Genomic DNA, 13,433 nt, shown 5'->3' on the forward strand with positions numbered 1-13,433 from the left:
GCTTGGATTTCAGACCACAAGCTAGGGCGAGGTTGATGGAATCACAACAAACCTGACAGCGGTTTGTAAACACGGAAATTCTGAACAAGGTAGTTGGAGTATAAGTGATGAGAAAGTGGCTCTGTATTATTTGCGGCTTAATCTATGATGAAGCACAAGGTTGGCCATCCGATGGCATTGCACCAGGAACAGCATGGGAAGATGTACCGGATGACTGGTTATGTCCTGACTGTTTAGTGGGTAAGGCCGATTTTGAAATGATCGAAATTACCGATGATGCGCCAGTAGAAGAGGTCGCGGCAGTGTCTTCGGTGTCGGTAGGATCGTCTGTTCAGCCAAATGCGGCTCAGCCACTTCCATCTGAAGTCACTCAGCCTATATTTTCAGCTGACCCTATCGTTATCATCGGTAGTGGCCACAGTGGTTACCAGTTGGCAGCGGCACTTAGAGCGCAATCTGAAACGGTTCCGATCACTGTCTTTACCGCTGATGATGGCGCACTGTACAGCAAGCCTGCCTTGTCTAATGCACTGGTCATGAATAAAGACGGCGACGCGCTACAAAGTGAAAGCGCGTTGGAGTGGGAAAGCCGTCTCAATGTCCGCGTTTACCCGCATACCCGCGTTGAAAAGATCGATCGTGCCAATTCAACGCTACACACCTCTATCGGCAAATACGCCTACAGCCGCTTGGTACTGGCAACAGGTGCATCACCGATTGAAATCCCAATTGAGGGAGATCGCTCTTGTGTTATGAGTGTGAACGACTTAGTTGATTACCGCTGTTTCAGAGCGGAGTTGCAAGGCAAAAAACGCATCGCGATCCTCGGCGATGGCTTAATTGGCTGTGAGTTCGCGAATGACCTGATCGAAAGCGGTTATGAAGTGACAGTTATCGGGTTAGGTCAATGGCCAATGGAGCGTTTGATCCCGCAACAGTTGGGTGAATCATTACAAAGTGCACTTGCAGATCGAGGCGTGCAATGGGCTCTACAAGACAGTATCGCCAGAATCGAGCCAAGGTCCGAATCAAGCGCGGTTTTGCATCTAAACAGTGGCAAGCAGATTGAAGCAGACCTAGTGCTAAGCGCGGTTGGGCTCAAGCCAAATGTATCGCTGGCTGAGCAAGCAGGGCTCGAAGTGGGCCGCGGCATTAAAGTGAATCAATTCGGCCAGACGAGTGATGAGAGTATTTACTCGCTAGGCGACTGTGTTGAAACCGAGCAAGGTTGGCAGCCGTATATTGCGCCGATTAATCAAATGATTCCTTCCGTAGCGAAAAGCTTGCTAGGCGATGTCGCGTCAATCTCGTTAACGCCAACTCCTGTGATTGTAAAAACGCCGATTCTTCCACTCACTATTTTCCCGGTTGCCCCGAATGAACTGGGACAATGGTATATCGAGAGTCAGGCAGATGAATTGACCGCTGCGTTTTATTCTCCTGAGGGAACGATGCTTGGCTTTGCGTTGCTAGGAAGAAAAGTACAGTCATTACGTGGCCCTTGGCTAGATCAATTGTCATTAAAACTGTCAGCAGCGTAACGGAGAAAGAAGATGATTCATTTACCCAATGATGATGCAACATGTGGTTGGTACCATGCGTTGCCAAGTATTGCAGAAAAACCAGCGTTAAAAGGTAAACAAACTGCTGACTATGCCGTGCTAGGTGCCGGTTTCGCTGGACTAGCTATGGCAAGACGTTTAGCTGAGCTTCAGCCTAACGCACGAATTATACTGATTGACGCACAACGTATCGGCCAAGGGGCGTCAGGGAGAAATTCGGGCTTTGTGATCGATTTGCCTCATAAGTTTTCACTTGAGCATCCCGATCCTGAGCACAAACAAAAGTTGTTATCGCTCAACCGTTCTGCGATTGCTCAGCTAGACACTTTAGTGTCGAAGCACAGTATTTCTTGTCAGTGGTCAGCAAAGGGCAAATATCAAGGAGCCGTAGGGGCGCGCGGTGAAGCGTATCTCGATCACTTTGAGCACCTAATGAAAGACCTTGGCGAACCATACTTCCATGTTAATGGCAGTGAGCTGGCGAAAGTCTTAGGGACAAATTACTACAGCCGCGCAATTTACACGCCAGGTGGTTATTTAATGCAACCTGCTGCTCTGGTGCGTGGGCTAGGGGAAAGCCTTCCAGAGAATGTCGAGGTGTTAGAAAACTCGCCAATCCGCAAACTCAGTAAAGAAAACGGTTACTGGGTATTACATGGAGATAGTGGTTCTGTTGAAACCACTGAACTGTTACTTGGCACCAGCATTTTTACTCGTGAGTTTGGTTACCTTAAAAACAGATTACTGCCAGTGATGACGTTTGCAAGCTGGACGCGTCCATTGACCGACGCAGAAATGCAACGATACGGAGGTGAGCTGAATTGGGGTTTAACTCCAGCAGATCATGCGGGAACGACGTTACGTATGACCGCCGATCGACGTATTTTGATCCGCAATACTTACAAACACGTGCCGAAATATGGATCAAGCATGAACGATAAAGTCAGAGAGCAAATTCGAGACGATCATCGTCAAGTCTTTTTGGCGCGTTACCCCGAGCTGGCCGACGTACCATTTACTCACACATGGGGTGGGGTATATGCCATCTCTCGTAACTTTACTAACTTTTTTGGTCAATTAGATGAAGGTGTTTATGCCAGCGCTTGTGACAATGGTGTTGGTGCTGCGTGGGGAACCATTTCTGGAACGCTGTTAGCTGACTATGTCGTTGGTGCGACATCTAAATCATTGGATGACATACAGCAAGTGACAGGAATGCCTTGTTTGAATCCGCCAGAGCCTTTTTTAGGCATGGGAGTAAAAACGCGTATCCAATTAGCAAAATGGCAAAGCCGGAGTGAATTATGAAGCAAGTCAAACTCGTTGATAGTAAAAACCTAGATTTTAATGTTCGTGGTGATACGCCGGGAATGGCGTACGTAGCCCGAGCGTTAAGCCCGGAAATTTCACCAAACATTGGCGTAGGCTTTGCTAAATGGGAAGGCGCTCAAGTGGCTTGGACGGTGCTTTATGATGAGGTTATTTTTGTGATTGAAGGCTGTTTCGAGCTGACCGCAAATGGTGAGACACATTTTGTGCACCCAGGTCAAATGCTGTGGATCCCGGAAGGAACCGAGCTGGTTTATGGTGGGCATGCCCTGTTCGGCTATGTGGTTCATCCAGGAAACTGGAAAGAGCTACACGGGATTAAATGATTTGTTTTACAGACGAGACAACGACTTGAAGTTCTACTCGTGCTAAATCAAAAATCGTTCACAGTGTATGTGAGCCAAATCAACTCGCTCGTTAAGGGCGTGTCACCGAAGCCTCCTTCTTGAAGTCATTTGGGTATATACATCAGTTTTAACGATAGCCATATCGAGATGCTTGGTATGGCTTTTATCGTTAAGGATAATAATCTCATTGGATCAAGGGGTATATAATCGTTAAATTGCACTTGCGACATCTTTGCGCTGTGACTGGCAATTCAAACTATTGTTTTAGCCAATAGAAACACTAAAAATTATCCACCAAATAATACGTTACTGAGTCTGGCCGTTGCATTTACGGCTGCCTATTTCGCAGCCGATGATTATTACTTAATATAAGAACTCACCATGCACACTCGTCGTGAACGCGTATTTGATCCCTTTCATCGTCTAACGGTATTTACAGATAAATGGCGACTTGGATCTAAATCTTATCTTACTGATCTCGCATCTATTGCCTTATTGCTGTTACCGCTGACGCTATCTAACGCACTTGCCATCTTTCTTGGTCACGCTTCTAGAATCCTAGGGGTGTCAGAGGTTTCTCAGTTATTGTTCCATCTTTCTGATATTTTAATCAACTTATATCCCATAGCGTTTTGCATTGTGGCTGGTTACTATTTATCGCATAAAGTGAACGTGTCGAGCGCGATTATCATCATTTATTCGTTGGTCATGTTCTATTTAATTTCAATAGAGAATGACAGCCTTTCTAGTAATTACATGTTGCCGAATAACCCGTTATTAGCACTCTTTAGTGCAACGGTGTCATACGTTTATTGTAAAAGTTTCCGAATTGAGCTGCTTGATCCTCAAGCAATGGACTTCTCTTCTCGTCTTTTTAAAGATGTCTTACATTTTTTCGTATTCGTTTTATTTGCGGTTAGCTTATCTCATCTCACCGCAGCGGTGATGGATGCTTTTACTACAACAGTGGCTGGACTTAACTTTGATCCGCTGACGTTCACAGGAGGATTATTTTATCAATCCATCTTGAGCTTATTAGGAGCAGCGGGCATTAATGGTCACAACATGTTGTTTGCCATCAAGCAGCAAATATACGCTGCGACCGAAGCCAACATGGCTGCTTGGCAAACAGGCGAAGCGTCGCTTAACGTTATTAGCCAAGGTTTTTACGACGCATTTTTATCCATGGGCGGGTCAGGGAATAGCATTAGTTTACTCCTGTGTCTGTTATTGTTCGCTAAAGAGCGCAATCATATTTTACTGGCGTTAGCGGCAGCACCATTGGTGATGTTCAACATCAATGAAGTGCTGCTATTTGGCTTGCCTATCATCTTTAACCCTATTCTGGTCGTCCCATTTGTATTAGTGCCGCTGGTCAGTTTTATCATCACCTACTGTGCGATTGCCTCCGGCTTAATTGCGCCTGTTGAAAATATTGTGAACTGGATGACACCGCCTCTGTTGAGTGGTTATGTTGCAATGGGACATCATGCACAGGGGGCGATACTTCAACTGGTGGTGATTGCGATTGGTGTACTAATTTATCGACCTTTTTATCTAGCCTATGCAGGCAAATATGTGGGGCAGCTTGGGGTAAGTAATACTTACAATGGTTTAGAACAATCCCTATTTAAATCACTACTCAGTAGTGTGAAAGATGCGAACACATCGAGTATCAGCAAGTCATCCGCGCAGAAGCGTTTAACTTCCATTCTTCGTGAAGGCGAGTTGGTGATGTTTTATCAAAAGCAGCATTCAACAAAGGATGCGGAACAGTATTCTTACGAAGCGCTTATTCGATATAAAGATGAAGATGGAAACTTACTTTCACCAACGTTTATTGAAGATTTTCACCGGTTAGATGCCATGCCACTGCTCGATAAATTAGTACTCGAAAAGGTGTTGTCGGATATGAAGGAAATGGGATTATCTGAGCAGCGAAGAGTGGCCATTAATGTTTCTGTTGCTACCATTCAACAAGTGGATTTTGTTCAGCATTTACAAGGCAGGTTGGTCTATTTTGGAATCCCGGCTGAATGGCTTGAAATTGAAATTACTGAAGAAGCCGTATTAGACAATGAAGTTTCTTTAACTAACACCATGAAAGCTCTACAGAGTATGGGAGTTCGTATCACAATGGATGATTTTGGTACGGGCTACGCATCGTTTCCTCATTTGTTCAAGTATCCATTTAACAAGATTAAGCTAGACAGATCGCTGCTATTGGACGCTAACGATCATCGTGGACGTCAACTGTATCGATTGGTTGCTAAGTTAGGACATATTGCAAATTGCGAGGTCGTAGCGGAAGGGGTGGAAACGCAGTCTGACTATGACTTTGTGCGGTCAAGTGGGGTTGATAAAGTTCAAGGATTTTACTTAGCAAGGCCTGTACCTTTGGATGAGATTATCCATCGACGTGCTTAACTAACGTGCAATAAAAAGGGAAGCGATGGCTTCCCTATAGTGAGTCTTGTTTTGACTTAGTTAGCTCTTATTTGAACTCAAATTTACCCTGCATGATCGCCCAGTGACCAGGGAACGAGCAGAAGAATGAGTAGTCGCCGCCAGCTTTCATTTTTTCAGTGCTGAAAGTAATGCTGGTGCTTTCACCGCCGCCAATCACTTTTGTGTGAGCGTATACACGGTCGTCATTTGGCTTCACGTAATTGTTTTCTGCACCTGCTGCCATGCCGTCCGTACCTACTGCTTGTAGATTAGCGGTATCTGCGATAACGACGTTGTGACCCATTGATTGTGCAGGCATTTTACCTGTGTGGTTTAGCGTCAGTTTTACTTCTTTACAAGTGGCTGGAACGCTCAGTGTTTTAGTAGAAAACTGCATCATATCGTTAGCATCTAGGGACACTTCACACTCGGCACTGGCTTGGGCACCAAAGCTCATTCCTACTAATGCGAAGGTTGCTGCTAATAAACGTAAAGACATATAACACTCTCCATTTTATATTTTGGGCTGACTTGGATTAATCTCATCCAATAGTTCTCATTATCAGCCAATTTTCACTCGAAAAACGTGCTTCAAGCGGTATATTGACGTTTTGTTGCAAAGTTGTACTGGTTAGTTCCACTATTTGATCACTCATAGGCCCTATTTCATGCGATGGCGTGAGGTAAATCAAAAAAGAAAGGAACACGCCCCGTACAGAGATAAGGTCTATCTTATTAAGCCTTTGGAGCAGTATCTTGGCATTTATTAGAAGTAGATTAGAGAAGGTGAGAGGAGAGGCTCAAGCATAAAAAAGCTCAGCCAAATTGCTGAGCTTTAACAGTTAGAGCGGCAGTTTACGTTTAGCGATTTTGCTTCAACGCATCTAACGCTTCATGTAATGACGGCACGATGGAATGACCAAATTGTTTTACCTCTTCGCAAGGTTCAACTAAATCCGGAATCTGATAAGTAACCATATTCGCTGCCACGGCTGCGCGAACACCGTTATTGGAATCTTCAAAGGCCAAACATTGGCTTGGTTCTACATCCAGACGATTCGCTGCCAGCAAATAGATTTCTGGATCGGGTTTACCGTGGTTTACCTCGCAGCCTGTGGTGAGGTTGTCGAAGTACTTACTCAAACCCGCTAATTCCAGTTTGATTTTCGCCACCTCTTTTGCCGTAGAAGTCGCTACTGCGATTGGTAAGCCTTGTGCTTTCAGCCATTCTAGCAGCTCAACAACACCATTTTTCACTGGGATGGCTTGGTGTTTGACGACAGCATTGTAACGAGTACGCCATTCATGATGCAGGCGGTCTAGGTTCTCACCGTAGGCTTTGCGGAAAATTGCTTCAATATCTGCCGCATTGCGACCAATGATCGACAGGTAAACATCTTCATAAAACGGAAGGTTTTGGACTTCACATGCTTCTTGGAAAATACGCATACAGACGCGCTCAGTATCAAGGAGCAAACCATCCATATCAAAAATAGCAGCTTGGTAGTTCATTACATTACAGACTTTTCGATTGTGATGGTGCATTTTGACATAAGCGAGATAGATTTTCTTGCGGAATTCAAACCGTCCGTATCCTTTTTTACTTTATACCTAACCGTTTGGCTAAGCGGTGTAAATTACCATTATCGAGTTCTAACTGACGTGCTGTTGCAGCCCAGTTTCCTTGATTCTGCTCTAGTGCTTTTATAATCATGGCTTTTTGGAAGGTGTCAGTGGCTTGCTTTAAACCAGCGTCTGACAGTTCAAATGAAGAGCTAGGTATACCTGACTCTTCAGTGGTGGGCTGATTGTTCGACGCTTTGATATCGAAATCTTGTTCCACCAATTCGATATCCAGCGATTGAGTTCTAGCTTTGGCAAGCACGCCCGCTCGTTTGATGACGTGTTCCAGTTCACGCACGTTGCCCGGCCAAGAGTAATCTTTAAGTGCTTGAACTAGAGTGGGAGAGAGTCGAATACTGTTCAGCCCCAACTTGCTGCGTAGTTGCTCTGCAAAGAAACCAGCCAGTAGCACGACATCGTCTTCACGTTCACGAAGTGGGGGAACATGAAGAGGGAATACACTCAAACGGTGGTACAAATCTGCTCTGAAACGGCCAGCTTTTACTTCTTCATGCAGAACACGGTTCGTTGCCGCCACAATGCGTGTATTGACTCGAATATGTCGGTCATCCCCCACACGTTGGATGTCGCCATATTGCAATGCGCGAAGTAGCTTGGCTTGCAGTTCTAACGACAGTTCGCCGACTTCATCCAAAAACAGTGTGCCGCCGTCGGCTTGCTCGAACTTACCCTTGCGATTACTGATAGCACCAGTAAAAGCGCCTTTGATATGACCAAAAAGCTCACTCTCTGCGACAGACTCCGGTAACGCGGCACAGTTTAAGTACACCAAGGTATTATTGGCTCGGTGAGAGCGATGATGAATTGCGTTTGCGACGAGCTCTTTACCAACACCTGTTTCACCCATTATCAACACAGATAGCTCGGTATCTGCCACTGCATCGATTTGCTCTTGAAGTGCTTTCATTCCAGCAGATTTGCCAATGATTTCGTTGCTTAGCGTGCGTTTCTCAGTGTAAGACTCACGTGGCAAGCTTGCTTGTGTTTCTAACTGCTCCAGTAGTAGCGCAGTGTGCAAGCCACCCGCGGCTAACGCACTTACAAAGCGTAGTTCTTGATTGAGTAAACCATCAAACTGATTCGGGTCGAAGGCATCAATAGTGATCGCGCCAATCAATTGATCGTCGATCAACAAAGGGAGACCAATACATGAATGGACGTGCAGCTTGTCGTCGTGGTTCGGAATTAACCCGTCATAGGGGTCGGGTAAGTCGCTATTTGATGGAAACCGTACGATATCGCCAGCGCGTGCAATGGCTTCCAATCTCGGGTGTTGGTTTATAGAAAAACGGCGTCCCAATACTTCCTTTGCTAAGCCATTGATAGCCAGCGGCTTAAAGTGCTGATCTTCATACAAAAGAAGAGCAGAAGCATCACATTTTAATATCTCGCGAATCGTGGTTAATAAGGTATCAAATCGAGCTTGCCGAGTGAGCGCTGAATTTAGGTCTTGCGTGATGTGTAGCCATTGCGCGATTAAAGAAGTCATAGCCAATACCAATTGTGTCAATATGACTATTGTAGTGTCTTAATGACAATTTTCAACTGTGTCTAAATGACAGTTTTTAAAGTTTTATTTTAATTAAATTATTGAAATATATGGCAATTAAAAGTTGGCATGCCCAGTGCAGTACAAGAAGAAATTATTTTTGTTTATCCCGTCATTCAAGGTAGTAATTATGACAATTCACGTAAAAAACAACATCCACTGGGTAGGTCAACGCGATTGGGAAGTTCAAGATTTCCATGGTACAGAATACAAAATGACAAAAGGCACCAGTTACAACAGTTATCTAATTCGTGAAGAGAAAACCATACTGATCGATACGGTCGATCATCGATTCAGCCAGCAATTTATCCAGAACCTAGAAATGGAAATCGAGCTTAAGACGATCGATTTTATCGTCGTGAACCATGCAGAGGAAGATCACTCGGGCGCATTGTCTGCATTGATGGAGAAGATTCCGAACACGCCAATTTACTGTACGGAAGCGGCGATTGATTCGATTGTTGGCCATCACCATCATCCCGAATGGAACTTTAAAACGGTAAAAACGGGTGACAGCATCAATATTGGTAACGGTAAGCAATTGGTGTTTGTGGAAGCGCCAATGCTGCATTGGCCAGACAGCATGATGACATACCTAACTGGCGATGCAGTGTTATTCAGTAACGACGCATTTGGTCAGCACTACTGCGATGAACGCTTATTCAATGATGAAGTGGATCAAAATGAGCTGATGGAACAGTGTTTGCGTTACTACTCAAACATTCTAACGCCGTTCAGCAGCTTGGTAACAGCCAAAATCAAAGAAGTACTGAGCTTCAACTTGCCTGTCGACATGATTGCAACTTCACACGGTATTGTGTGGCGCGATAACCCAGTCCAAATCATCGAACAGTATCTAGAGTGGGCGGATAACTACCAAGAAGATCGTATTACCATCTTCTACGATTCTATGTCGAACAATACCCGAATGATGGCGGACGCGATTGCACAGGGCATTCACGATGTCGACCCGGGTGTCGCGGTTAAAGTCTTCAATGTGTCTAAGCATGATAAGAATGAAATTCTCGCCAATGTATTCCGCTCTAAAGGCATCTTGGTTGGCTCGTCTACCATGAATAACGTCATGATGCCGAAGATTGCTGGCATGCTGGAGGAGATCACAGGTCTTCGTTTTAAAGCCAAGAAAGCCGCTGCCTTTGGTAGTTATGGCTGGAATGGTGGTGCGGTAGACCGTATCCACGCACGGTTGACCGACGCGGGTTTTGAAACGGCAGTCAGCCTGAAAACTAAATGGCGACCAGATGGTAAAGCGATGCGTGAGTGTCGTGAACATGGCAAGAGCATCGCGAAATTGTGGGCGAAACATTCACTAACAAGCCCTGTTGCGTCTTCGATGATGGCTGCGTCTGCACCGCAAGTTCAATCACAGCCCGTTGTACAAGTAGAAACGCAAGCCGTGGTCGAAAGGGAGCTTATTAATCCAAGCTCAGAAGTACATCCATCAGATTGCCAGTGCATGATTTGCACCGTTTGTAACTGGGTGTATGACCCTGCTCAGGGTGAGCCTAATCAAGGAATTGAAGCGGGTACCACGTGGTCAGACGTTCCGGACTACTTCCTCTGCCCTGAATGTCACTTGGGTAAAGATGTATTTGTTGAGTTCAAGGGGTAAGGAGCTGTGATGCAAGCACCAATTGTAATCATAGGCAGTGGCTTTGCTGCCTATCAACTGGTTAAAACTGTGCGTCGAATGGATGCACAGGTGTCAATTCAAGTATTCACCGCTGATGACGGTGCGGAGTATAACAAGCCCGATTTGAGCCATGTGTTCAGTAGAAAACAGACCGCGAGGGATCTGGTAGTAAAAACGGGAGAAGCTTTTGCCCAAGAGCACCATATCGAGTTATTAACCCACACTAAAATTGAGAGTGTGGATACGCAAGCCCAACAAGTGGTAGCAGATGGACAAGTTTATGCGTACTCCAAACTGGTTTTTGCAACGGGCGCGAAAGCTTTTGTTCCTCCAATGCGAGGTGATGCTTCTGGCGATGTCCTAACGCTCAATTCGTTACAAGAGTATCAGCTCGCAGAAGAGCGAATCAGTCAAGCAAAGCGCGTAATGGTTATCGGTGGTGGTTTGATTGGCGTTGAGATTGCAATGGATATTGCGAGCAGCGGCAAAGCCGTTACGGTGGTTGAATCAAACCAACGCTTGCTTGCCAATCTTATTCCTGAGTTTGTGGCGTTGCCTCTGGAAAGCCAACTTAAGCAGCAAGGCATTCAACTGGCGTTGGGAAATGGGGTTGTTGAGGTGAATCGTACCGCCGATTCGTTGGTGGCGACTTTGAACAGCGGTGAAGTGATCGATACTGATGTAGTGATTTCTGCCGCTGGCTTACGTTCAAACACTCAATTAGCGAATGCTTGTGGATTAGAGGTTGGGAAAGGCATTGCTGTTGATGCTAAGCTGCAGACTTCTGCGAACAATGTATTCGCTCTGGGCGATTGCGCCGAGATACAAGGGCGTATGCTTCCATACCTTCAGCCAATCGTGTTGAGCGCTAATGTTTTAGGTAAGCAGTTGCTTGGGCAGGAAGCGCAATTGAAGTTGCCACCAATGATGGTAAAAGTCAAAACGCCGAGTTACCCAATTCAGCTTGCCGGGGACTTCAGTGCTGTCGCGAATTGGAATGTGCAGATTTCTCAATCTGGCATCGTAGCAAAAGCTGAAAATGAACAAAGCATATTGACAGGGTTTGTTGTGACGGGTGAGCAAGTGGCTCAGGCTTTTCTGTTACTGCGTGAACTGTCTCAAGTCGCGCAATCGTAACTCGCTTCAAGCAGCACAATTTTATATTCAAAGAGGGTATAACCATGTCACATCTTCGTATACCGAAAGACTGGACGGTTCAACGTTCGACGCCATTTTTTACCAAAGGCAGTGTGCCTCCAGCTCTTCTAACTCATCACAACACAGCCGAAGGCGTGTTTGGGCAGTTATGCGTAATGGAGGGGCAAGTCACCTATTATGGTTTTGCAGATGAATTCGCGACAGAGCCTGAAATGGTCGTCGTGATCAACGCAGGTCAGTTCGCGACAAGCCCGCCACAGTATTGGCATCGTATTGAAATGAGCGATGATGCACAGTTCAATATTAACTTTTGGTTGAATAAAGATAAAAGTGGACAAGCGATGTTCCATGCTAAGCAGTAAACCTTTCTAGACAATTTGATTATTGCGTGAATTTATCGGGAAAAGCGCATATTAAGTAAAAGAGCAGAGACGTTTCTCTGCTCTTTTTTGCTTATTGGCAGTAACGACATGCAAACTTAATCAGCGATATTAACTGTAAGCCCGCGCCACACGACCTTCGCAATTCAAACTGTATTGTTTGGCGTAAGCTGGGATGAAAACAGATTGGCCTTTATCTACTACACACGTTTCACCATTTGCGTGTGTAATCACGAGCGGGGAATCTAGCGGCAACAGGATTTCTGCGGTTCTTACATCAAGCGTTCGTTGGTTGGCTTGTTTTACAATCGCGAATTTGAAATCGTCGACGGGAATTGGGTATTCCAACATGTCGTCGTTTTCGATTGGCGCAAGCAGTAGGGTGTCGAATGGCTTTTCTTCGAAGCGTGTGCATGCAACGAGTTCTTTTATATCCATATACTTCGGCGTTAAACCGGCACGTAGCACGTTGTCTGAGTTCGCCATGATCTCAAGCCCCGTACCTTTCAAGTACGCGTGTGGCGTTTCTGCATTCAAGAACATCGCTTCGCCTGGTTTCAGCGTGATGACGTTGAGTAGCAAGGGCGCAAACAAACCAATGTCGCCCGGGTATTGCGCTTCTAACTCCAAGACCAGGTTGAACAGAGGTAAGTCGGTGATGCGAGCTTGTGCCAATAGCACCGTCAACGCCATCTCTTTCTGTTCGCCTTCCAGTGACAATAGACCGGAGAAGAAGCTCGCCAAGCCTTTGGAAGTTTGATTGTCGATAAGGTCATCCACCAAGCTTTGCAGCTCAGGAATCGCCAGCTCAGAGAAGAAGCTGATGATTTCACTTGTTGGGCGGAAGCCATTCATCGCTTGGTATTCGGTTAGCGCGTAAACCAATTCTGGTTTGTGGTTTGGATCTTTGTAGTTACGGTTTGCAGCGGTTAGGGGAATGCCTTGTTTTTCTTCCAGTGCAAAGCCTAGCTCTGCTTGTTGTTTGTTTGGGTGAACCTGAATCGACAGCGCTTTCTCAGCGGCAAGTACTTTAAACAGGTATGGAAGTTCACCAAAACGGTTTGCGACTTCTTCACTCAGAAAGGCGTTCATGTCTTGAGCAATCAGTGAAGAGAGTTTGGTCTCTTCACCGTTTACCATCACCACTGAGCAACCGTTTGGATGCGCGCCCATCCATACTTCGGCTTGTGGTTCGCCCGTTGGGTTTTCAATGCCAAACAGTTGGTTAACAGAAGTAGTGCTGCCCCAAGCGTAGTTTTGAATCACGTTGTTCATCAGGAAAAACATCGGATGCTTAGCTTGAGTTTGAATCGTTTGTGTATCGGACATCGTTAAATCAGACATAGAGTGTCACCATGAGAG

Annotated in this window: 11 protein-coding genes; 7 read left to right on the forward strand and 4 right to left on the reverse strand. The window is 45.6% G+C overall.

Annotation, left to right across the window (positions count from 1 at the left end):
* Positions 1 to 107 precede the first annotated feature (107 nt).
* The 4 genes from ACWYVB_RS05790 (at position 108) to ACWYVB_RS05805 (ending at position 5,665) form a co-directional block, all read left to right on the forward strand.
* Positions 108 to 1,541, forward strand: a complete 1,434-nt coding sequence (locus ACWYVB_RS05790) for an FAD-dependent oxidoreductase (protein WP_445082077.1) — start codon at positions 108 to 110, stop codon at positions 1,539 to 1,541.
* Positions 1,542 to 1,553: 12 nt separating this feature from the next.
* Complete coding sequence (locus ACWYVB_RS05795; RefSeq protein ID WP_074189840.1) at positions 1,554 to 2,870, forward strand: NAD(P)/FAD-dependent oxidoreductase; 1,317 nt, start codon at positions 1,554 to 1,556, stop codon at positions 2,868 to 2,870.
* On the forward strand, positions 2,867 to 3,217 hold the full coding sequence (locus ACWYVB_RS05800; protein WP_074189841.1) for an ethanolamine utilization protein EutQ: 351 nt from the start codon (positions 2,867 to 2,869) through the stop codon (positions 3,215 to 3,217). Before ACWYVB_RS05795 ends, ACWYVB_RS05800 begins: the two co-directional genes overlap by 4 nt.
* A gap of 402 nt (positions 3,218 to 3,619) precedes the next feature.
* Complete coding sequence (locus ACWYVB_RS05805; RefSeq protein WP_368849107.1) at positions 3,620 to 5,665, forward strand: EAL domain-containing protein; 2,046 nt, start codon at positions 3,620 to 3,622, stop codon at positions 5,663 to 5,665.
* A 67-nt stretch (positions 5,666 to 5,732) separates the two neighbouring features.
* Here the strand turns inward: ACWYVB_RS05805 and azu are convergent, their stop codons facing one another.
* The 3 genes from azu to norR all read right to left on the reverse strand — a co-directional run bounded on the left by azu (position 5,733) and on the right by norR (position 8,819).
* On the reverse strand, positions 5,733 to 6,185 hold the full coding sequence (azu, locus tag ACWYVB_RS05810) for an azurin (RefSeq protein WP_005392455.1): 453 nt from the start codon (positions 6,183 to 6,185) through the stop codon (positions 5,733 to 5,735).
* Positions 6,186 to 6,547: 362 nt separating this feature from the next.
* On the reverse strand, positions 6,548 to 7,198 hold the full coding sequence (locus ACWYVB_RS05815; protein ID WP_074189843.1) for an HAD family hydrolase: 651 nt from the start codon (positions 7,196 to 7,198) through the stop codon (positions 6,548 to 6,550).
* An 88-nt stretch (positions 7,199 to 7,286) separates the two neighbouring features.
* Positions 7,287 to 8,819: a nitric oxide reductase transcriptional regulator NorR gene (gene norR, locus ACWYVB_RS05820; RefSeq protein ID WP_074189844.1), complete on the reverse strand. Its 1,533-nt coding sequence runs from the start codon at positions 8,817 to 8,819 to the stop codon at positions 7,287 to 7,289.
* Positions 8,820 to 9,009: 190 nt separating this feature from the next.
* Here norR and norV point away from each other — a divergent pair, with 190 nt between their 5' ends.
* From norV to ACWYVB_RS05835, 3 genes are read left to right on the forward strand one after another with little or no spacing between them, the layout of a single operon-like run.
* Positions 9,010 to 10,512, forward strand: a complete 1,503-nt coding sequence (norV, locus tag ACWYVB_RS05825) for an anaerobic nitric oxide reductase flavorubredoxin (protein WP_258615125.1) — start codon at positions 9,010 to 9,012, stop codon at positions 10,510 to 10,512.
* Between the two features lie 9 nt (positions 10,513 to 10,521).
* Positions 10,522 to 11,670 (forward strand): NADH:flavorubredoxin reductase NorW, encoded by a 1,149-nt coding sequence (norW, locus tag ACWYVB_RS05830; protein WP_074189846.1) that lies wholly within the window; start codon positions 10,522 to 10,524, stop codon positions 11,668 to 11,670.
* 44 nt (positions 11,671 to 11,714) lie between these two features.
* On the forward strand, positions 11,715 to 12,053 hold the full coding sequence (locus ACWYVB_RS05835; protein ID WP_456231647.1) for a DUF1971 domain-containing protein: 339 nt from the start codon (positions 11,715 to 11,717) through the stop codon (positions 12,051 to 12,053).
* A gap of 129 nt (positions 12,054 to 12,182) precedes the next feature.
* Here ACWYVB_RS05835 and manA read toward each other — a convergent pair whose 3' ends face one another.
* Complete coding sequence (gene manA / locus ACWYVB_RS05840; RefSeq protein WP_104970219.1) at positions 12,183 to 13,415, reverse strand: mannose-6-phosphate isomerase, class I; 1,233 nt, start codon at positions 13,413 to 13,415, stop codon at positions 12,183 to 12,185.
* Positions 13,416 to 13,433: the final 18 nt, after the last annotated feature.

Source organism: Vibrio sp. JZG10 (assembly GCF_054064075.1).